The organism is Aeromonas sp. 602396 (assembly GCF_049173735.1).
GTDB lineage: Bacteria > Pseudomonadota > Gammaproteobacteria > Enterobacterales > Aeromonadaceae > Aeromonas > Aeromonas veronii_A.
In genome coordinates this window covers 79026-100228 of record NZ_JAAKSD010000004.1, presented here as the reverse complement: position 1 = coordinate 100228, position 21203 = coordinate 79026, and the positions used below count along the sequence as shown (strand labels likewise).

Here is a 21203-nt window from a genome sequence, read left to right as displayed (position 1 = left end):
ATGCTTACCCTGTCGAAAATATCCAATATCCGGAGCCAGCTCTCTCCCAGCGAGCTCAAGATTGCCGATTACATCCTCTCCTGCCCGGAGCAGGTGACTCGCTTCTCCTCCCAGGAGCTGGCCCAGCAGGCGGAGGTGAGCCAGTCGAGCATAGTGAAGTTCACCCAGAAGATCGGGTTCAAGGGCTTCACCGCCTTCAAGCTGGCGGTTAGCGAGGATCTGGGGCGCAAGCATGCCATCAAGACCGACAATGTCGGTGATCTCTACAATGGCATCGGGCGGGACGATGATCTGGAGACCATGGCCAAGAAGCTGGCGCAGGAGAAGATCAACTCCATCGTCGAGACCACTCAGGCCCTCGACAGTGCTCTGCTGAAGCAGGTACTCGATACCATAGATGGCGCCGGGCGGGTACAGCTGGTGGGGATTGGCGGTTCGGCACTGACTGCCAAGGATCTCTGGTACAAGTTGCTCAAGATCGGCGTAACTACCCTGTTTGCCCAGGATAGCCATGTGCAGATCTCCATCGCCCAGACCCTGGGGCCGGGTGATGTACAGCTGGTCATCTCCTATTCTGGCGCCAGCCGTGATGTGCTGGCGGCGGCCGAGCTGGCCAAGCGCAATGGTGCCACCCTGATTGCCGTGACTTCGTTCCGGCAAACCCAGTTGCGCCAGATGGCCGACATGGTGCTGGATACGGTGGCGGAGGAGAACGAGTTGCGTATCTCTTCCATCTCCTCACGTACCGCCCAGAACACCATTACCGACATCCTGTTCCTCGGCCTGGTGCAGCGCAGAGACGAGCGAGCCTGGGCACTGATTGACGGTACCCGGGATGCCATCGACCGACTCAACAAGGAGTGAGGTCGGCTCTGCCTCTGCATCATCCGTACAACAAAAAACCACCTGAACAGGTGGTTTTTTGTTGTCTGCTAGAGGTCAAGGGCCCAGCGGATAAAGGCTTTACGCCGCTTGGCATCGGCCGCCAGATAGAGTTCCCGCAGGGTGGCATCCGCCTGCTCCGGCGTAAGTGCAGAAGCTGTATGAGCGGCAGTTGCGGCTTGTGTTGCGAAAATGGGGGCCGAGCTCACTGTTGGCGTATGGCTCGCCAGCAGGGCCTGGTAATCGGTGCCCAGTCCATCCCGGCTGCGTGGCAGGGCTTGTAGTGTCAGCGGCTGTGAGGTGCCCTTGTCGTCACTCAGCCGCAGGGCCGGGCTGGCGGCAAACCGGCGGATAACCGAGGGGCTGGTCAGCACCGGGGTGGTCAATTGCAGCGTCCCTTGTGCTGGTGCTGTAGGGTGACCAGCAGAGGAGCAGAGGTCACGCGTCCCGGGCTCTCGTTGGTGGATCGAGGGTCACTTGGGCTGTCAAAGCGGACCAGCAGTCGGGACTCTCCCGCCGGGAGCTCAATGGTCCGGGTGAAGGCCGAGGGTTTGCCCTGTGGCGAGGCGAGCAGGGTGAGGGTATCGGCCAGCTCCAGTCGGGCGGCCGTGGCCGGTACGCTGAGCAGCAGGGCAAACAGGGGGGATAGTAGTAGGGGAGAGAGCAGGGAGGATCGTGCCATCATAAGACTCCATGAAGGAGCCGGCCCGCAGGCCGGCAACCAGATCAGAATTCGTAGCGCAGGCCGAGGTGGTAGAAGCTCTCGCTGTTGCTGCTGCCACCAAAGCTGGTGATGGTGCTACCAGCCAGACCATCTTCACCATTGCGGATCACATAGGCGCTGTAGAGGGAAGATCGCGGGGTGAGCTTGTATTGCAGCTCCAGCGTAGTATCGCGCAGTGCCATCTGATCGCCACCCTCGTTGACGAGGTGACGATAGCCTGCGCGGGCCGCCCACTTCTGGTTGATGTCATACACAGCGGTCAGTTCCCACACCTTGTCTTCACTGTCAGCACGGCCGTCGCGATAGGTCACCTGATCCTTGCTATAGAGGGCACCCAACATCAGAGGGCCGAGATAGTAGCGGGTACCAATCCCGGCGAAGCGATACTCATCGGCATTGGGATCGACCTTGCTGCCACTGCTCTGGGCGGCTTTGGTCTGCTGATACGCCACGACCGGAGCCAGTTTACCGGCATTGCCCAGATCGAAGATGTAGCGCAGGGCGCCGTTGTAGCCGTAATCAAGATCCGAGGTGCCGTTACCAAGGATGTAGGCGAGCGAGAGATCCAGATTGCCGAGGGTGTTCTGGTACTGCAGGGTGCCATCCTGACGGAACACCTGCACGGCGGTGGAGTCCACCTTGCTGGCCTGACGAGCCATGGAGACATCAGAGGCCGCAAACACATCGCCAATATCAGTGAACATGATGAGGCCGGAAGAGACGCGCCCGCCGGTCACCTTGCCCCACTGGCCACCGTCGATCCCGGCCCAGACGTAACGGGCAGTGAGGTCGCTGCTGTTCTTCTGCACGTTGTTGGCGTATTCGGCTGCATTGACCTGATATTGCGCCATGCCGATCACTGCGACATCGTCATTGATGGTCTGACGGGCGGTAAAGCCGATACGGCCATCGAAGTCACCCTGATCATTGCCGCTCTTCTTGTCGGAAATATTGAAGCCAAGACGACCGTAGAGGTCGACGTTGGAGCCATCGTCAGCCTGATAGATGACGGCCGCATGAGCGGAACCTGTGCCGAGCAGCGCGGGAAGAATCAGAGCAAGCATGGATTTTTTCATTTTTTATCGTTCCTGTACGGGCTCTGTGCCAGAGCCGGGATGAGTTTGGCCATGACCCCGATTGCTCGGGGCCAGACCTTGGCTAGAAATCCGGAGGAGGGATTAACTCAGATCGACGTTCTTGCAGCCGAACATCAGGGTGAAGAGGTAGCCGCCGAGGTAGGCGACGGCGAGGCCGACCGCATAGACCATCATGCCGGGGAAGATCCCCTGGGCGGAGGTCATCAGCGGCAGGGCGACGATACCGGATGGGCCAAAGACGGTGTTGAGGCCGACCGGCAGACCCATCCAGGAGATCAGGCCAACCACGAATCCCCCCAGCGAACCACCGCAACAGGCGGTGATGAAGGGTTTGACCCGCGGCAGGGTGACGCCGTAGATGAGCGGCTCACCGACCCCCAGAATGCCTGGAATGATGGTGCCCTTCACCTGAGTGCGCAGTAGGGAATCCTTGCCTGCCCGGCTGTAGAGCGCCAGCGCAGCGCCTACCTGTCCGGCACCGGCCAGCGCTAGGATAGGAAACAGGGAGTTGAAGCCCTGGGCATCCATCAGCGCAAAGTAGACGGGAACGAACCCCTGGTGGATGCCAAACATCACCGAGATGAGGAACAGGCCAGCCAGAATAGCGGTACCGAACGGGTTGCCATTGAGGTTGATGAAGAGCCAGGACATGCCGTTATAGAGCTGCACGCCGAGGGGCATGATCAGGATAAAGGTGACGGCTCCCATGATCAGCAGGGTGATGCAGGAAGTGAGGATCATATCCAGACTGTCCGGCATGTAGCGGCGAACCTGGCGCTCAACCGAAGCGCCTATGATGCAGGCGATCAGCACGCCGATGATGTTGCCGCGGGGATCGATCTGATGGCCGAAGAAGTCGGTGATACCGGAGTAGATGCCGCTGCTGGCCTGAGGGTCATAACCCATGACAAACAGAGAGGCGATGATGGCACCGTTGACGCCGGAGCCACCAAACGCCTTCTGGGCGTTGTAGCCGATCAGGATGCTGAGGAAGCTGAACAATCCCTTGCTGAAGAGCTTCATGTAGCCGACGAATTCGGCCAGCATGCCCCCTGTCTGCTGTCCTTCCAGCAACAGGGTCTGTTCGATAAGGGTGGCACAGCCGAGCAGCAGACCCGCAGCGATAAAACCGGGGATCAGCGGAGTGAAAATGGTGGCAAACTTGGCCAGGAAGCGGTGTGCCGCACTGCTCTGTTTCTGCTTCAGCGCCTGTTTGTTGGCGGCGGCGATGTCGCCAAGATCCGATGATTGCGGGCGGGGGGCGGTCAGTGTTCCCGCGTCTGCATTCAGCATGCCATTCATCATCTCGCAGGCAGTCTGGGCCTTGCCGGGGCCAAGCACTATCTGGAACTGATTGTCGCTTTCAATCACCCCCATCACCCCGGCAATCCGTTTGATAGTATCGCGGTCGGCATGCAGGCTGTCCGCCAGGCTCAGCCGCAAGCGGGTCATGCAGTGGCCACAGTTGGTGATGTTATCCCGGCCGCCGATGGCCTGGATGATCTGGCCAATCATGGTGTCAGTTATTTTTGCCATAAAGAACCCGGTCAGTCTGATGTGAGGGGGCGGATGCCCCGCTTATGTTGTTATCCTGTCGCCATTGCTGGCGCGGCCAATGTGCGGTCGGCCGATTCATCTGTGCATTTGCTGATAAAGCCGCCGCTGCTTTTCAGCCGCTCTCGTGCTTCGCTGGCGGAGATATTGGCCAGGATCATTACGATGGCGGTCTTGCAATGGTTATCTGCGGCGGCAAGAGCCTGCTCGGCCGTGCCACGGTCACATTCGGTTGCTTCCATGACGATGCGCTTCTGGCGCTCCACCAGTTTGGCGTTGGTCGCCTCCACATCCACCATCAGATTGCCGTAGACCTTGCCGGTGCGGATCATGGCGCCGGTCGAGAGCATATTGAGGATCAGCTTCTGGGCGGTGCCCGCTTTCATGCGGGAGGAGCCGGTCACAATCTCGGGGCCGACCACGGCGACCATGCTGATGTCGGCCGCTTTCGCGAGCGGACTGCCCGGGTTGCAGCTGATGCTGCACACTGTGGCACCCAGGCTCCTGGCATATTGCATGGCGCCCAGCACATAGGGGGTTCGACCGCTGGCTGCGATACCCACCAGCACGTCATTGGCACTGAAGTGGATGCTTTTAAGATCGTTGGCACCGAGTTCTGCATCGTCTTCGGCATTCTCCACTGCCTGCAAGATGGCCTTGTGGCCCCCCGCAATCAGACCGATGACCAGTTCTGCAGAGACCCCGTAGGTGGGGGGACATTCGCTGGCGTCCAGAATGCCGAGGCGCCCGGAGGTGCCAGCCCCGATGTAGATCAGGCGGCCGCCTTTGCCAAATGCGGCTGCAATAGCATCGACCGCCTTGGCGATCTCGGGCAGCAGTTGGCCTACAGCCACTGCAACGTGTTGATCTTCTTGATTGATGATCCGCAGCATATCCAGCGTCGGGAGCTGATCGATCTCGATGCTGGCTGGATTGCGGGTTTCAGTAATCATGCTTGATAGGTCAATGGTCATCGTTTCCTCTACTTCAGGTCGTCGCCATTCCCGGCGTAAATCATTCTTTTCGATGCGGGTCATCATGCTCGATTTTTGATTTTCATTATGAGACCAGTGTCGCATAATTAATTATTCTAATTATTTTCTTTTTAAAGGAGGTAAAATTCCATCAGAGGAGCATAGAGAGAAGAGGGGGTGACAGGGGGATTGACTAGCCTGCTTGATGGACATGCAACAAAAAGCCCCGGTCAGTAGGCCGGGGCTTGCAGAATCATCGGTGTTAATTGACCGAGATGGCGCGGGCGTTGATGAAGTAACGGGCTTTACCCTGTTTGTCGATCTGGATTTTGGCGAGCAGCCTCTCTTGCTGCCTGTGTTCCCACAGTTGTTCTATGTTGGCAAGAGCTGGATTGGCTATGCCGAGCACATTCAGGTATTCGTGAAACAGGCTATGACTGCCGATTTCGGTCAGCATCTTGGTCATATGGGCACTCTTCTGGAACAAGGGGGGCAGATACAAGATAGCCATGTCGAGCTGAATGAGTGCTGTACAAAAAACAAGCAGAGCTTCTGGCAACAGCAGAGATAATGCGGGTCAGCGAGTGCGGGATCGCAGACAACAAAAAGCCCCGTTCGGTGGAGCGGGGCTGGCTGGTTATTCGGTATCAGTTGATGGATATTGCGCGAGCATCGATGAAGTAACGGGCATTGCCCTGTTTGTCGATCTGGATTTTGGCGACCAGCTGCTCCCGCTTTTTATATTCCCAGTGTTGCTCAATCTTGGCGAGGGATGGGCTCGCAATCCCAACCACGTTCAGGTACTCGTGAAACAGGCTATGGCTCCCTATTTCGGTCAGTATCTTCTCCATCTGCATACTCTCCTGAAGTTGAGTGGGTATTCATCAACAAACCTATCAGCGTCCGTCTGAATAAAGTCTGTATAAAAAACAAACTAACCCATTTTTGTGTCAATAACATGATCAGGAACAAGATCAGTGCAGATCGTCAGGGACTTTTTGATACCGTTTTCAATCAGAGCTGGCGGGCTTTTGCGGCAACTGATCAAACGTGCCGGAAGCCTGCGGTAGCGCCGGTGCGGTTTGCACGGCCTGGCCGCCGTGGAAGACCGGATCCTGTGCCACTTCCTTGATGCCGTTGATGCAAAACTGCATACCCATGCAGACCAGCAGGAAGCCCATGATGCGTGTCATGGCATCGATGCCGGTGGCGCCAAGGATCTTGCAGACCGGATCCGCCAGCTTCAATACTCCCCAGCTGATCAGGCTCATCAGGGCAAACGCAGTGACCATGGCGCCATAGATGGTGAGGCGGTTGTACTCGTCAGGCAGCTCGGCAATCTGGGCTGCCCCGCTTATCACCAGCGCCATGGTGCCCGGCCCGCACATGCTGGGCATGGTGAGTGGTACGAAGGCAATGCTCTGGTTGATATCGACCCCGCTCTGCTGGCTGGGGGCGGGGAACAGCATGCGAAAGCCGATAAAGCCGATGATGAGCCCCCCGGCCAGGCGCAAACCCGGAATGGAGATACCGAACAGATCCAGAATCGAGGATCCGATAAAGAAAGTGATGCAGAGGGTGCAGAACAGATAGATGGCCGCCATATTGACCTGACGTCGCACATGTTCGCGCGACATCCCCTTGCTCAGCCCCAGCAGCAGGGTGGCCGTGGTAGGCGGATTGACCATGGGCAGCAACGCCAGCAAAGCGAGAAATACGACCTGAAAGAACATGTTGAGCCTCGGATAGCAGGGATGAATGGGAATACCTTGATCCAGGTGGTCACCTGACTCAAGAGGGAGGCTATCTTATGCTGGCGAAACTGAACATAAGCAGTACAAAAAAGCCCCGGCAGATACCGGGGCTTGATGTTCGGTTCAGGCCGCTTGCGGCGCTTGCTGTTGCCGGATGGCCCGTTGCTGGAACCAGAGCCAGAGGCCGATGGCGAAACCCAGCACCGACAGGCTTACCACATAGTGGGAGGGGGCCAGCATGTCGCTCTTCATCCAGAGGGTCACCGCCATCGGGGTGAGGCCGCCGAAGATGGCGTAGGCCACGTTGTAGGAGAACGACAGACCTGAGAAGCGCACCACCGGCGGGAAGGCGTTGACCATCACGTAAGGCACGGCGCCGACAATCCCGACCGCAAAGCCTGCCAGCATGTAGAGCGGCACCAGCTGGCTCGTACCGGCCGCCAGACCGTGATAGAAGGCGTAGCTGGAGCCTGCCAGCAGCAGGGAGCCGAACATGAAGGTGAGACCGCTGCCCAGCAGGTCGATCAGTCGGCCATAGACGATGCAGCCGAGGGTCAGGGCAATGATCGCCAGCGAGTTGGCGGTCAGGGCGTCAGCCGGGCTGATGCCATAGACCTTCTGCAGATAGGTGGGGGTCATCAGGATCACCACCACGATACCGGCGGAGAGCAGCCAGGTGAGCAGCATGGAGACCACCACGCTGCTCTTGTGGTTGCGCAGTACCGACTTGAGGGGGAGTTCGTCAGCCAGGGTCTTGTTGGCCTTCATCTCGGCGAAGACCGGGGTCTCGTGCAACCAGCGACGCAGGTACATGGCGACGATGCCGAAGATACCGCCCAGCAGGAAGGGCACTCGCCAGCCCCAGTCACTCACTTCGGCCGGGGTCAGGCTCTTGTTGACCGCAGTGGCGATGAGGGAGCCGAGCAGGATGCCGGCCGTCAATCCCGCCGTGAGCGTGCCGCAGGCGACCCCGACCCGACGGGCAGGAACGTGCTCGGCGACAAACACCCAGGCGCCCGGCACTTCACCGCCGATGGCGGCGCCTTGCAGGATCCGCAGTCCCAGCAGGGCGATGGGGGCGCCGATGCCGAGCACTGCATAGGTGGGTAGCAGACCGATCAACAGGGTCGGCAGCGCCATCATGATGATGCTGAGGGTGAACATCCGCTTGCGACCGATGAGATCGCCAAAGTGGGCCATAATGATGCCGCCGAGCGGGCGGGCCAGATAACCGGCGGCGAAGATGCCGAAGGTCTGGAACTGGCGCAACCACTCGGGAATATCTGCCGGGAAGAACAGCTCGCCGATGACCACGGCGAAAAAGACGAAGATGATGAAGTCGTAAAACTCCAGCGCACCGCCGAGGGCAGCCAGACTCAGGGTTTTGTAATCCTGTCGATTGAGGGGGCGGGCGTGATCGTGTTGTTGTGTGGTCGTGGTCATATCCGTATGTTTCCCATCGGTTTTTTTAGTTATTGTCACCCCGTGCAAGGGGCATATACAGGTGATCGAGAGTATGCTGCCTGCCTCTTGTGTGTAAATCGCGCAATTCGCAACACTGTCTTGCATCTTTTTGGGGCAATCCGAATGCCCCGCTGGCGGAGGAATGATGGAAAAGAAACGGGTACTGCTCTCCTGGAGCAGCGGCAAGGATTGCGCATGGGCTCTGCATCAGTTGCGGCAGGATCCCGCCATCGAGGTGGTGGGGCTGTTTACCACCCTCAATCAGGCATTCGAGCGGGTGGCGATGCACGGGGTGCGCAAGCAGCTGTTGACCGAACAGGCCGCCTGCGTCGGGCTGCCCCTCATCACCATCGATCTGCCCTGGCCCTGCAGCAACGAGGATTACGCCCGCATCATGACCGGCTTTATCGCCGATGTGGTGGCACAGGGGATCCGCCATATGGCCTTTGGCGACTTGTTCCTTGAGGATGTGCGCGCCTACCGTGAAAAGCTGCTGGCAGGCACCGGCATCGAACCACTGTTCCCGCTGTGGGGCAGCAATACCCGTGAACTGGCGTCGCAGATGGTGGCCGCTGGGTTGAAGGCGCGGATCAGTGCTCTCGACCCGAACAAGTTGGATGCCAGCCTGGGTGGCCACGATTTTGACGAGGCACTGCTGGCGGCGCAGCCGGCGGGGGTCGATCCGTGCGGCGAGAACGGCGAGTTTCACACTCTGGCCTATGATGGCCCCATGTTTCTGCGCCCGCTGGCGATCTGCACGGGGAAGACGGTGGAGCGCGATGGTTTCATCTTCACTGACTTGTTGCCTGCTGATTCCAGCACCTAGTCGAGTTTGGCCTCCTGATCGCTCTTGTCGTCGTTGTAGCGCAGCGCGATCTCGTGAAATTGCACGTGGATGTGAGCGAAGGCATCCGTGATGTCGGGATCAAAATGGTTGCCCCTTCCCGCCAAAATGATGGGCACCACCTCTGCATGGGTCATGGCTGCCTTGTAACACCGCTTGCTGATCAAGGCATCGTACACATCTGCTAGCGCCATCAGTCGGGCCGAGAGGGGAATCTCATCTCCTATCAGACCGTAGGGGTAGCCGGTGCCATCCCACTTCTCGTGGTGGTAGCAGGCGATCTCCTTGGCCAGTCTCAGAAATTCCACCTCTACCCCCAGTGCCTCCTCGGCGTGGACTATGGCCTCCTTGCCAAGGGTGGAGTGGTGTTTCATCTGGGCGAACTCATCTTCATCGAGTTTGCCAGGTTTGAGCAGGATCCGGTCCGGTACGCCGACTTTGCCGATATCGTGCAGGGGGGCCGACTTGAACAGCAGCTCTATTGTCTTGGGGGTCAGCTCGGCACGAAAGCGAGGGTGCTCGCAGAGAGTTTCCGCCAATAGCTTCACATAATGCTGGGTGCGCAGAATGTGGTTGCCGGTCTCGTTGTCCCGGGTTTCGGCCAGAGAGGCGAGGGAGTGGATGGTGATGTTCTGGATCAGCTCGTTTTCTCGGGTGCGTCGTTCCACCTCCTGCTCCAGATAGGCATTTTGGTCATGTAGCAGATCCCGTGCCGCCTTCAGCTCAAGGTGGTTTCTGACGCGGGCCAGCACGATGGCGGGGGAGATCGGCTTGTGAATATAGTCCACGGCGCCGAGAGCCAGTCCATGTGCCTCGGCGCTCTCCTCTACCTTGGCAGTCAGAAAAATCACCGGAATATGCCGTGCCTGCGGCATCTCCTGCAGTGCCTGCATCACCTGATAACCATCCATCCCGGGCATCACGACATCAAGCAGGATCAAATCTACCCGGGAGTCTGATGACAGTATCTCCAGTGCCCGCTGGCCACTGATGGCGACCTTGACCCGGTATTGTGGGCTGAGCAAGGCGCTGAGCAATGAGAGGTTTTCAGGGGTGTCATCGACCACCAGCAGGGTGGGCTTGGTATCGGGATCCAGCAGGTTGAGCATGGTGGTGCCCTCACTCTTGGTTGAACAGATCGGGCCTGAGGGCCCGGACTCGTTGCAGATGTGCAAGTGCATCCGTAAAACGGAAGCCGGTAATGGCGTCAGCTATCCTGGATGCCGTCTCTCCCAGCACTCTCGTCAGCTGCTGCTGATGCTGCTGGAACAGGGTCAGAGCTCCGGCATCATCTTCCGCCAGCAGCCGGATCAGCTGCGCCAGCAGGGGCGCCAGGTCGACTTGTTCTTGCTCCGGCAGGTCGGCTGTGGTCTGGGTGGGTAGCAGGGCCTGTAGGCCATCGCTCAGTTGCTGCTGCATCTGCAGCCCCTGTTCCGCCAGTGGAAGCAGGCTGGTGGTGTCATCCCCCCGGGAGAGTGCACTCTCCAGCCTGGCCGAGATACCCCGCAGTGGTTCGGCGCCCAGAGTGGCGGTAATCCCCTTGAGGGTATGGGCCTGACGATGGGCCTCCTCCCGGTCGTTCTTCTGCAGGGCGGCGATCAGGCTCTGCATGGGCCGGGTGCCCTGTTGGGCAAATCGTTGCAGCAGATCCTGATACCACCCCCAGTTGTACATCAGCCGTTGCAGGGCGGCTTCGGCATTGAGTCCGAGCGCTCTTAACTGAGGCTGCAATGGCTGGTGCTGTGGTGAAGGTGCGCTCTTGGGTATTGCATCGGTTTCAACGCTGAAGGCAGGGGCCCAGCACTGCAGTGCGGCATAAAGCTTGTCGGGGTCGATGGGCTTGGCGATGTGGTCATCCATACCGGCCGCCAGACAGCGTTCCCGGTCACCGGCCATGACATTGGCCGTCATGGCGAGGATCGGAGTGTGGTGCCCTTCGCTCTCTTGCTGGCGCAACTGACGGGTGGCAGTCAGTCCATCCATCACCGGCATCTGCATGTCCATCAGGATCAGGTCGTATGGTTGTTGCGCAGCCATTTCCAGAGCAATGGCACCATTGGCAGCAATGCTGACGTCGATGCCCGCCGCTCGCAGCAGTTCCATGGCCACCTGCTGATTCAGCTCGTTGTCTTCTGCCAGCAGTATACGGAGTCCCTCGAAGCGATAGTTGTGGGTAGGCTGGGTGGGCTTCAAGGCAGTCGCCGTGGTTTGCTGGCCGAACAGCCCAATGATGGTATCAAACAACACAGAGGCACAGACTGGTTTGACCAGCACCCTATCAAAGCCGGCGGCCTCTGCTTCGCGAAAAATCTCTTCCCGCCCATAACCTGTCACCATGACCCGATAAAGCCGCTTGCCAAGGCCGCGGGCGATGAGGCGGCGCCCCGTCTCTATGCCATCCAGCCCGGGCATGTGCCAATCCAGCAGCACCACCTCGTAGGCGTTACCTTCCTGCTCGGCACAGGCGATCATCTGCAGCCCTTGCTGACCCGATTCGGCGGTGTCGACCACGAAACTCATGCTGCGCAGCAGGGCAGCCAGTATGGTGCGGGCGCTGGCACTGTCGTCGACCACCAGTATGCGGCGGCCACGCAGATCCAGACTTGGCAGATAGCGTGAGCGGTATCTGCCGCGGCCGAGTCGGGCAGTAAACCAGAAAGTGCTTCCCTTGCCCGGTTCGCTCTGCACGCCGACCTCCCCTCCCATCAGTGCCGCCAGTTCGCGGGAGATGGCGAGCCCGAGGCCGGTGCCGCCGTATTTGCGGGTGGTGGAGCTGTCCGCCTGCTGGAAAGACTGGAACAGCCGTTGCTGCTGCTCCTGGCTCATGCCGATCCCCGTGTCCTGCACCGAGCAGTGCAACAGCACCTCTTGCGGTCGTTTCTCCAGACAAGTGACCTTGACCAGTATCTCCCCCTGCTCGGTGAATTTGACTGCGTTGTTGGCGTAGTTGATCAGGATCTGGCCGAGCCGCAGGGGATCGCCATAGAGCAGGGTGTCTAGCTGGTGATCGACCTCGAACAGCAGTTCTATGCCTTTGGCTTCGGCCTTCTCGCCCACCAGGGTTGCCAGATTTTCCAGCACATGGTCGAGATCGAACTCGATCTGCTCCAGATCCAGCTTGCCCGCCTCGATCTTGGAGAAGTCGAGGATATCGTTGATGATGCCGAGCAGGTGATGGGCCGAGCGCTGGATCTTGCCCAGATAATCAGCCTGCTGCGAGTCGAGGCGTGTTTGCAGGGCGAGGTGGGCCATACCCAGAATGGCGTTCATCGGGGTGCGGATTTCATGGCTCATGTTGGCGAGAAAATCGCTTTTGGCCCGGGTTGCGCTTTCTGCCAGCTCATAGGCCTGCTCCAGCTCCTGATTCTTGGTCTGCATCACGGCGAACAGCTCATCCCGGGTCGGTTCAGCGAACTGCTGCTGCATCTGCAACAGCAGAGCGTCATCGGGCCAGTGTGGCAGGTGGCATACCAGAGCGATGGCGGTGTCAGCATGAGGAACCAGCCGGATGCTGCCATGGGTTGCACCGGGTGCGTTGTGCTGCAGTGGCTCGTCGGCCGAGAGGGAGACCCACAGCTCCCGCGTATTGCTCTCCAGCCAAAGCTGGAGTTGCAGCGAGTCGATGGTTGCCGTCAGCTGGCGCACCAGCTCCGAGGTGGTACCCGCCAGCGGCGCCACGAAGGTGGGGCTCTTGTCGATGCAGGTGAGCACCCGGATCACCTTGCGTCTGGCGGTGAGGGCTGCCGTCGGGCCAGAGAGCCTGATATCACCGATCAGCTGCCGCATCTAGCGCTCCTTCTCTGGTTGTACCCGCAGCACAATACAGCTCGCATCGTCGGTGCTGCGCCCACTATGGTCTATGACTTGACGGGCCAGAATGACGGGATCAGCCCCCAGATCCAGTGCGCCGTCACGCAGGTTGAGTGACTCGCTGATGCCATCCGAATAGAGCATCAGCACATCCCCCGGCTTGATGGGCTGCCGTTGCAGCAAGGGGGTGGGGAAGCGCTCCCCCAGCACCCCATCACGGGAGATACCGCGCCAGAGGTCATGGCCGCGCAGACAGATGCGGGTGTTGCCGATGCCGGCGTAGCTCAGTTCACCCCGTTCACTGTTGACCAGGGCTATGCCAGCGGCCGCTCCCCGGGTACCGATGCAGTGTTGGTGCAACAGCTGCAGCAGAGGTGCCGGCTCCTGTTCAGGGGTGTTTTGCAGCGCCTCTTGCAGTATCAGTGCCAGCTTGTTGGCCGAGGAGCCGTGGCCGCTGACATCGATCAGTACCAGCAAGACGCCGTCGGATGTGGGCCGGATAAAGACCAGATCGCCGGAGACCTTTTCCGGATAACAGGGTCTGTTTTCGCTAGCCCAGACCAGTGTCAGACCTGCCTGCCCCCATTGTTGGGTGGGCGTGATGAGACGTGGGACCGAGGGTACAGAACCCAGCCATTTGCGCGCCTGCACCAGGGTGCCCCCTTCCGGCGGTGTGCTGATGGTGAGCTCTGACATCATGCGCCGCACGCCGGGCAGTCCCAGTCCCAGGGTGCCGGAAGTGCTGTAGTGATCCTGCAGGGCCTGATAGACATCCGATATGCCGGGCCCTTTGTCACGGGCGATGATGTCGATGCAGGATCTCCCCTTCGGGTGATGGAGCATCAGGGTGATCTCCCCCTGCCCGGCGTATTTCAGGATATTGCTGCCAAGTTCGGAGACCACGGTGGAGAGTATGGCGCGATCCACGTCGGATAGGTTGGCGATAAATGGGAGCCGACGAACCGACATCACAGCCAGGTGCAGATCGATATCGTGGCGTAGCGGATAGCTGGCCTCCCGGGTCGCATGCTCTTGTATCATGGCGGTTTATTCCTCGCCCTGGAGGCGGCTGACATGGGCAAAAGCGTCGTCCATGTCGATGAAGCAGCGCAGTGGCCCGGGCTGTGCCTCGGCTAGCGCCAGAAATGCGGCGATCCCGGCATTGAGCCCTACCAGCAGGCAGGTGGCACCCAACAGACGGCACACCTCGGCAAGTTTGCAAACCTGTCTGAATTCATGGTGATCCAGTAGCATGACGCCGGAGAAGTCGAGCAAGACTGCATGGTGACGCCCGTGTACCAGTCGCTGGGAGAGGGCCTGCATCAGCATCTGCATGCCGTCGTCTCCGAGATCGGGGCGCATGCTGACTACTATGCAGTCGGCCATATCGGCGATGCCAAGATCGTTGTTGAGCTGCATGGTCATTGCCGCGACCTAGAGGGCTGAGCCAACCCGTTTGAGCGCTATTTCGAAGGCGTCTCTCAGGGTCGCTGTGGTACGGACGTCACCGACCGACACCCCCAGCTCCACCATGGTACGGGCAATGGCGGGGGAGACTCCCGAGATGATGGCTTCACAGCCCATAAACTGGGTCGCCTTGGTGATCTTGATCAGCCGGTTGGCGACGCCAGTGTCCACGGTGGCGACTCCGGCAATATCCAGCACAAAGACCCGGGCGCGGGTTTCGGCAATCTTGGTGAGCGACTTGTTCATCACGTCGGCAGTGCGCATGGAGTCGATGATCCCAACCAGTGGCAGCAGCAGGATCCCGTCCCAGATAGGGGTGACAGGGGTCGACATCTCTTGCAGAGACTTGTGCAGCTCCTCGCGCACTCTGGCGGCCTCTTCCGCTTCCACCATCGCCTGTTTGAGCTGGCGGTGCTGCTCCACCTGCGCCGTGATGTCGGTGGCAAACTTGACGATTTTACTGGGCTTGCCGTTCAGATCCAGCACGGGGTTGTAGGAGCCCTGGATCCATACCTCCTGTCCCTGCTTGTTCAGGCGGCAGAATTCGCCAGCCAGAAACTCGCCCCGGCGCAGCGTGTCCCAGAAGGCGAGGTAATCCGCCGACTGGGCGTAGTCTGGGTCAACCAGCAGCCTGTGGTGTTGCCCTTTCAGCTCTTCCAGCTGGTAACCCACTATGTCGAGAAAGCGTGGATTGGCATCCAGTATGGTGCCCTCCAGCGAAAACTCGACCTTGCCCATGACCCGGCTCAGCGCATTGAGCTGGCCCTCGAAGCTGGCCGTGAGCTGCTTCTGCCCGGTCAGATCCATGGCGTACAGAGTCATACGAGATAGTTGTCCATTGTCATCCAGAACCGGGCTGCAGGCTCCACGGATCCAGACATCCCGTCCCGGCTTGTCCAGCAGGTGAAGCTCGTCCTCCTGCGAGGAGCCGCTGCGCAGTGCGGCCTGAAAGGTGTCATGTGTGGCGGATTGCACCTGGTCCGGGGAGAGCAGCATGCCGTAGTGCTTGCCGGAGAGCTCATCTAGCGTGTAGCCCATGAGGCTCAGAAATCGCGGGTTGGCATCAAGGATCTGCCCCTCTGGCGAGAGTTCGAGCCGTACCAGCACCTGATCGAGGGTGTCTATCCCGGCATGATGAGTGGAAGGGGCCGAACCTGTGGTATTGGAAGAGGAAGTGTGCGCGTCCATGGCATCTCCAGAGAGAGTCGTTGATTTTGATATCAATAGCGGGTGTTAAGCAGTTATAGCCCACTCTGGCTCTTCCAGCCGATATCTAGGGTCAAAAGAGGCTTGTCATATCCTGGTTGGTGGAGGCTTATCCCAGGCGGATAAAATGGGGGGCTAGCCACCAAGACCAAGACCGAGACCGTGAGCCAGATCCTGCAGCAGACCATGAATATTCCGGCCGACCAGCTCAATCCGGTGATCTTCGCCGGTGGCCAGCGGGGCAGAACACCAAGGTGCAGTGGCTCAAGGATAAGCAGATGACGCTCTTCTACGGTGATATCAAGGCGGCGCAGGAGGTCGGCATTCGCGGCATTCGGCTGCTGCGGGCCGCCAACTCCAGCTATCGACCACTGCCGTTGGCAGGGGCGCTGGGGGAAGAGGTGGTCATCAACTCCCAGTTCTGATCCGGAGCGGATCCATACAACAAGGGCGGGGCCATTGGCGCCCGCCCTTCTGTTTTTAAGGAGTCATGCAAAGGCGTAGCGCCTTGGTCAGCTCCGGTTATCAGTCAGCCCACGGCATCTCGGGCAGGCTGTCGAGGAATTCGCCGTAGCGGGTCAGATTGAAGGGGCCCTGATCGGCCTCCATCGCCATCAGCTCGGCCCCTAGGGCGCAGGCGATATATTGCAACGCCTCTTCCCGCGGGGTGCCCTTCATCACCAGCCGCATCAGGGTCGCCTTCACATGGGGAGGGTGACCATCGTTGAGCTGGTTCTCCACCATCTCCAGCAGCGTCTCTTCGTCAAAAAATTCCTGAGTGTCGTTCATGGGATATCCGCAACAGTGAATGTGGCGGCCAGTATAGCCTGAATGTGACTAACACCTTGAATGGCCAGCGAATAAACAATCCGATGAGGAGGCCATTTGTTACCCATAATTAGGAAGAGTTTGCCAAGGCAAACAGGTTGGAACACAGATAACATGGATGGACACGCCTATGCCCACGATAGATTCCCTGCTGGCTGAGCCCAAGCTACTGCCCCAGATCCCGGAAGTGATGCGCGATTTGATCCAGACCTTCAATGAAAAGGATCCGGATCTGCTGAAGATCAGCAAGTTGATCAACAAGGACCCTGTCATCTCCGCCAAGTTGCTGCGGCTGGCCAACTCGGCCAAATTCGGCAGCAGTCGTCAGATCGGCACCGTCAATGAAGCCGCGGTGCGGCTTGGACTGGCGATGGTGCGCAACATGGTGCTGGCCTGCGGGCTCACCGAATCGGTCAAGGCCGTGCCCGGCATTGATCTCAAACATTTCTGGGGCTGCGTCTTCAACGTGGCTGAACTGGCCCGCCGTCTGGCGGTGAAGAAAGGGATGAAGGGAGATGAGGTTTTTACCTGCGCTCTGCTGCACGATCTTGGCCGGCTGGTGATGCACGTGGGGCTGCCTGAAAACACTGTCCACCACATTCACGATCTGGAGCTGCACAAGGGGCGGGCCAAGGCAGAAGAGCTGGTGGTTGGCTTCAACTATGCCCAGGTCGGGGCGGCCATGGCTCGTTACTGGAAGTTTCCCGATACCATCAGCAATGCGGTGGAGTATCACTACAATCCCATGCTGGCCAAGGTATTTTCCGCCGAGGCCGGGTTGATCCATCTGGCCATTGTGCTGGCGGCCCAGTCCGATGTGGGGGAAGAGGCGCCCCCTGAGTGGCCCCACAAGGTGGCAGATGCGTTGGGGCTGAGCTGGGCCGATTGCGCTGCCCAGTTCACTGCGTTGCGCGAGCAGGGCAACGGCTATGCCGGACTGCTGGCCGCCTGAGCCCGTTTCTCCCATCTCGTCAGGGGTCGCACTGCGACCCCTTTTGTATGAGTGATGGTGCCACAGGCTTGCCAGTCCGGGAGTGACGGGGCACTCTTTGCCCTTCACTTTCCGTTTGAGAGCCCTTGCCATGATTGCCTCCTCCCGCCTGATCCTGCGCGAAATGATTGCCACCGACGCCCCCTTCATCCTTGAGCTGCTCAATGACGGTGACTTCTATCGCTACATCGGTGATCGGGGCATTCGCACCCTCGAACAGGCGCAGGAGTATATCCAGCAGGGGCCGGCAGTCAGCTATGCCCGCTATGGTCACGGGCTCTATCTGGTGGAGCGCAAGGATGACGGTGCCAGCCTCGGTATCTGCGGTCTGATCAAGCGCGATACCCTGGAGCAGGTCGATATCGGTTACGCCTTCCTGCCGCAATATCGTGGCCAGGGCTACGCCATTGAAGCGGCGCAGGCCGCCCTTGCCGATGGCAAAAGCCGGTTGGGGATCGGGCAGGTAGTTGCCATCGTCACTCCGGGCAACGAGCGATCCATCGGCCTGCTGGCCAAGCTGGGGCTGGTGCACAGTCGACTGGTCAAATTGAGCGAAGATGCCGATGAGTGCCTGCTGCTCGAATCCGGGGTAACGGAGTAACGTTCCGGCTGTCTGCGAGCCGGTCGATGCCAGGAGAAGGGAGTCCCACTTTCGGGAACAAGTGTCCCGTTTCCTAAGATCTTGTCAGCCAGCCCATCAAAAATGAGTTTTTGGGAGTCTCTGTTCCGTAAGCGAGACGCACCTGACGGGACCAGCCCTGCATAGTAGGCACACTGGTTTCACCGTCATTGGAGCAATGGACATGAGAACTCCCAATATCACCTTTATCGGCGCAGGCTCTACCATCTTTGTGAAGAACATCCTGGGCGATGTGTTTCACAAACCGGCCCTGAAAAATGCCAACATCTCCCTGATGGACATAGATCCACAGCGGCTTGAAGAGTCCCAGATTGTGGTGCGCAAGCTGATGGATTCCAGCGGTGCCAAGGGGCTGCTCAGTTGCCATACCGAGCTGAAACCTGCGCTGGCAGGGGCCAACTTTGTCATCGTTGCTTTCCAGATCGGCGGTTACGAGCCCTGTACCGTGACCGATTTCGAGGTGTGCAAACGCCACGGTCTCGAACAGACCATTGCCGATACGCTTGGGCCCGGCGGCATCATGCGGGCACTGCGCACCATCCCTAATCTTTGGCGGGTGTGCGAGGTAATGAGCGAGGTGTGCCCCGACGCCACCATGCTCAACTACGTCAACCCGATGGCGATGAACACCTGGGCCATGTATCAACAGTTCCCTCATATCAAGCAGGTGGGACTGTGCCACTCGGTGCAGGGAACGGCGCACGAGTTGGCCCGTGATCTCGGCATCGATCCGGCGACCTTGCGTTATCGCTGTGCCGGTATCAACCACATGGCCTTCTATTTGACCCTTGAGCATCAGCTGGAGAGCGGCGAATTCGTCAATCTCTATCCCGAGCTGCTGGCTGCCTATGAAGCGGGGACTGCCCCCAAACCCGGCCTGCACCACAACCAGCGTTGCCAGAATCTGGTGCGCTACGAGCTGTTCAAGAAGTTTGGCTACTTTGTTACCGAATCTTCCGAGCACTTTGCCGAGTACACCCCCTACTTCATCAAGCCGGGACGCCCCGATCTCATCGAGCGCTACAAGGTGCCGCTCGACGAGTATCCCAAGCGCTGCGTCGAGCAGATTGCCCGCTGGCAGGATGACCTCACTGCCTATCGTCAGGCCGAACGGGTCGAGGTGCCCGAATCGAACGAGTATGCGAGCGTCATCATCAACTCCCTCTGGAGCGGTGAGCCCAGCGTCATTTATGGCAACGTCAGAAACGACGGCCTCATTACCAACCTGCCGGATGGCTGCTGCGTGGAGGTGCCCTGTCTGGTGGATGCCAACGGCATTCAGCCCACCGCCATCGGTCGGCTGCCAACCCATCTGGCCGCCCTGATGAGCACCAACATCAACGTGCAGGCGCTAGTCACCGAAGCGATCACCGAGCGCAAGCGGGAAAGCATCTACCATGCAGCCCTGCTCGACCCCCACACCGCAGCAGTGCTTGGCATGGACGAGATCTACGCCCTGATCGACGAACTGATTGAAGCCCACCGCGGCTGGTTGCCGGAGTGGATTCACGGCTGAGCAAGAGCCCCCTGCGGGGGGGCTTAACCCCCAAGGAGATAAACCATGAGCGTCTCGCTGAAAACCAAGTTGAGCTATGGCTTCGGGGCCTTCGGCAAGGATTTTGCCATCGGCATCGTCTACATGTACCTGATGTTCTACTACACGGATGTGGTGGGGGTGTCGGCTGCCTTCGTCGGCACCATCTTTCTGATTGCCAGGATTTGGGATGCGGTCAATGACCCCATCATGGGGTGGATTGTCGACAATACCCGTAGCCGTTGGGGCAAGTTCAAACCCTGGATACTGATCGGTACAGTGGTCAACTCCATCGCCCTGGTGATGGTGTTCAGTGCCCACTATTTCGAAGGGACGGCCCTGCTCGTCTATGTGGCCATCACCTACATCCTGTGGGGCATGACCTATACCCTGATGGATATACCCTTCTGGTCGCTGGTGCCAACGTTGACCATCGACAAGCACGAGCGCGAGGCACTGGTTCCCTATCCCCGCTTCTTTGCCAGTCTCTCCTGGCTTATTACCGGTGCCATCGGCCTCAAGGTAGTGGACTATTTTGGCCAGGGGGACAAGGCCCACGGTTTTCTGATGTTCACCTTCATCCTGGTCGCCTTCTTTCTTGTCTCGACCCTGGTCACCCTGCGCAATGTTAAGGAGCGCTACAGCTCGGCCGCGACCCCCACTGTCAGTCAGCAGCGCACCACCATCATGGATTCGGTCAAGCTTATTTTCCGCAACGATCAGCTCACCAGCGTGCTGTTTATGGCGCTCTGCTACAACGTGGCGAACAACACCATCACCGCCTTCGCCATCTACTACTTTACCTATGTGATTGGTCAGGAGTCCCTCTTTCCCAGCTTCATGATGTACGGGGGCATCGCCAACCTGATCACCCTGATGATCTTCCCGCGGCTGGCCCGCTTCATCTCGCGGCGGGTGCTCTGGGCGTTGGCCTCACTCTGCCCCATAACGAGCTGCCTGATGCTGATGTATATCGGTTTCATTGCTCCCCAGAATGTCGCGCTGATCATCCTCTCCGGCATCCTGCTCCACATAGGTACCGCCCTGTTCTGGGTGCTACAGGTGATCATGGTCGCCGACACGGTCGACTATGGCGAGTACAAGCTTGGCACCCGCAACGAGAGCATCGCTTACTCGGTGCAGACCATGGTGGTCAAGGCTGGCTCGGCCTTCGCCGGCTTCTTCATCGGTGTCATGTTGACTCTGGTCGGTTATGTCCCCAATGCGGTGCAGAGTGCCGAAACCCTCTTCGGCATGCAGGCCATCATGGTGGTGCTGCCGGCCATCTTCTTTGCCCTGACCCTGTTTGTTTACTTCCGCTTCTACAAGCTCAACGGCCACTACCAGAGCAAGGTGGTAGATCATCTGATGTGCAAATATGAATCCGAAAGTATCGAGGCCAAGCAGGCGCAGGCGGCGGCCAGCTGATCTCTT

General features: G+C 59.2%; 20 protein-coding genes and 1 pseudogene. 7 read left to right on the top strand and 14 right to left on the bottom strand.

Going from position 1 to position 21203, the window contains the following annotated elements; all coding sequences use genetic code 11:
• Complete coding sequence (locus G5229_RS07320) at positions 1 to 864, top strand: SIS domain-containing protein (RefSeq protein WP_005342915.1); 864 nt, start codon at positions 1 to 3, stop codon at positions 862 to 864.
• A 68-nt stretch (positions 865 to 932) separates the two neighbouring features.
• On the opposite strand, the pseudogene G5229_RS07315 reads toward G5229_RS07320, so the two are convergent.
• From G5229_RS07315 to G5229_RS07280, 8 genes and pseudogenes are all read right to left on the bottom strand, one after another.
• Positions 933 to 1564, bottom strand: a pseudogene (locus G5229_RS07315) (DUF2057 family protein).
• 44 nt (positions 1565 to 1608) lie between these two features.
• The gene (locus G5229_RS07310) at positions 1609 to 2682 is read right to left on the bottom strand and encodes a porin (RefSeq protein WP_421208878.1); all 1074 of its coding nucleotides are present in this window, start codon (positions 2680 to 2682) and stop codon (positions 1609 to 1611) included.
• A gap of 102 nt (positions 2683 to 2784) precedes the next feature.
• Positions 2785 to 4239 carry a PTS N-acetylmuramic acid transporter subunit IIBC gene (murP, locus tag G5229_RS07305; protein ID WP_213387940.1) on the bottom strand — a complete coding sequence of 485 codons (1455 nt, stop codon included), beginning with the start codon at positions 4237 to 4239 and terminating at the stop codon, positions 2785 to 2787.
• 50 nt (positions 4240 to 4289) lie between these two features.
• Positions 4290 to 5231 (bottom strand): N-acetylmuramic acid 6-phosphate etherase, encoded by a 942-nt coding sequence (gene murQ, locus G5229_RS07300; RefSeq protein ID WP_421208877.1) that lies wholly within the window; start codon positions 5229 to 5231, stop codon positions 4290 to 4292.
• Between the two features lie 262 nt (positions 5232 to 5493).
• The gene (locus G5229_RS07295) at positions 5494 to 5697 is read right to left on the bottom strand and encodes a hypothetical protein (protein ID WP_421208941.1); all 204 of its coding nucleotides are present in this window, start codon (positions 5695 to 5697) and stop codon (positions 5494 to 5496) included.
• A gap of 181 nt (positions 5698 to 5878) precedes the next feature.
• The gene (locus G5229_RS07290) at positions 5879 to 6082 is read right to left on the bottom strand and encodes a hypothetical protein (protein ID WP_216952760.1); all 204 of its coding nucleotides are present in this window, start codon (positions 6080 to 6082) and stop codon (positions 5879 to 5881) included.
• 159 nt (positions 6083 to 6241) lie between these two features.
• Positions 6242 to 6964: a MarC family NAAT transporter gene (locus G5229_RS07285; protein ID WP_337073128.1), complete on the bottom strand. Its 723-nt coding sequence runs from the start codon at positions 6962 to 6964 to the stop codon at positions 6242 to 6244.
• 144 nt (positions 6965 to 7108) lie between these two features.
• Positions 7109 to 8428, bottom strand: a complete 1320-nt coding sequence (locus G5229_RS07280; protein ID WP_151287144.1) for an MFS transporter — start codon at positions 8426 to 8428, stop codon at positions 7109 to 7111.
• Positions 8429 to 8594: 166 nt separating this feature from the next.
• Here G5229_RS07280 and G5229_RS07275 point away from each other — a divergent pair, with 166 nt between their 5' ends.
• Positions 8595 to 9275: an ATP-binding protein gene (locus G5229_RS07275; RefSeq protein WP_421208940.1), complete on the top strand. Its 681-nt coding sequence runs from the start codon at positions 8595 to 8597 to the stop codon at positions 9273 to 9275.
• On the opposite strand, the gene G5229_RS07270 is transcribed toward G5229_RS07275, so the two are convergent.
• Genes G5229_RS07270 through G5229_RS07250 form a run of 5 tightly spaced genes read right to left on the bottom strand, consistent with a single transcriptional unit; the run spans position 9272 to position 15758 of the window.
• Entirely contained in the window at positions 9272 to 10474 is a 1203-nt protein-coding gene (locus G5229_RS07270; RefSeq protein WP_216952761.1) for an HD-GYP domain-containing protein, read from the bottom strand. The two genes, G5229_RS07275 and G5229_RS07270, sit on opposite strands and share 4 nt — an antisense overlap.
• The gene (locus tag G5229_RS07265; protein WP_421172675.1) at positions 10413 to 13079 is read right to left on the bottom strand and encodes a response regulator; all 2667 of its coding nucleotides are present in this window, start codon (positions 13077 to 13079) and stop codon (positions 10413 to 10415) included. Before G5229_RS07265 ends, G5229_RS07270 begins: the two co-directional genes overlap by 62 nt.
• Positions 13080 to 14144, bottom strand: coding sequence for a SpoIIE family protein phosphatase (locus G5229_RS07260; RefSeq protein ID WP_421208876.1), 1065 nt, complete (start codon positions 14142 to 14144; stop codon positions 13080 to 13082).
• A gap of 6 nt (positions 14145 to 14150) precedes the next feature.
• Positions 14151 to 14522: an anti-anti-sigma factor gene (locus G5229_RS07255; protein ID WP_216954502.1), complete on the bottom strand. Its 372-nt coding sequence runs from the start codon at positions 14520 to 14522 to the stop codon at positions 14151 to 14153.
• A gap of 15 nt (positions 14523 to 14537) precedes the next feature.
• Positions 14538 to 15758: a PAS domain-containing protein gene (locus G5229_RS07250; protein ID WP_421208875.1), complete on the bottom strand. Its 1221-nt coding sequence runs from the start codon at positions 15756 to 15758 to the stop codon at positions 14538 to 14540.
• Positions 15759 to 16054: 296 nt separating this feature from the next.
• Here G5229_RS07250 and G5229_RS07245 point away from each other — a divergent pair, with 296 nt between their 5' ends.
• Positions 16055 to 16201, top strand: a complete 147-nt coding sequence (locus G5229_RS07245; protein WP_302055900.1) for a hypothetical protein — start codon at positions 16055 to 16057, stop codon at positions 16199 to 16201.
• Positions 16202 to 16301: 100 nt separating this feature from the next.
• On the opposite strand, the gene G5229_RS07240 is transcribed toward G5229_RS07245, so the two are convergent.
• On the bottom strand, positions 16302 to 16565 hold the full coding sequence (locus G5229_RS07240; RefSeq protein ID WP_042658108.1) for a hypothetical protein: 264 nt from the start codon (positions 16563 to 16565) through the stop codon (positions 16302 to 16304).
• Between the two features lie 169 nt (positions 16566 to 16734).
• On the opposite strand from G5229_RS07240, the gene G5229_RS07235 reads away from it, so the two are divergent.
• The 4 genes from G5229_RS07235 to melB all read left to right on the top strand — a co-directional run bounded on the left by G5229_RS07235 (position 16735) and on the right by melB (position 21197).
• Positions 16735 to 17556, top strand: a complete 822-nt coding sequence (locus tag G5229_RS07235) for an HDOD domain-containing protein (RefSeq protein ID WP_201937502.1) — start codon at positions 16735 to 16737, stop codon at positions 17554 to 17556.
• Positions 17557 to 17686: 130 nt separating this feature from the next.
• Positions 17687 to 18196, top strand: coding sequence for a GNAT family N-acetyltransferase (locus G5229_RS07230; RefSeq protein WP_421172677.1), 510 nt, complete (start codon positions 17687 to 17689; stop codon positions 18194 to 18196).
• Positions 18197 to 18398: 202 nt separating this feature from the next.
• Positions 18399 to 19751: an alpha-glucosidase/alpha-galactosidase gene (locus G5229_RS07225; protein WP_421172679.1), complete on the top strand. Its 1353-nt coding sequence runs from the start codon at positions 18399 to 18401 to the stop codon at positions 19749 to 19751.
• Positions 19752 to 19796: 45 nt separating this feature from the next.
• Positions 19797 to 21197: a melibiose:sodium transporter MelB gene (melB, locus tag G5229_RS07220; protein ID WP_216952768.1), complete on the top strand. Its 1401-nt coding sequence runs from the start codon at positions 19797 to 19799 to the stop codon at positions 21195 to 21197.
• Positions 21198 to 21203 lie beyond the last annotated feature (6 nt).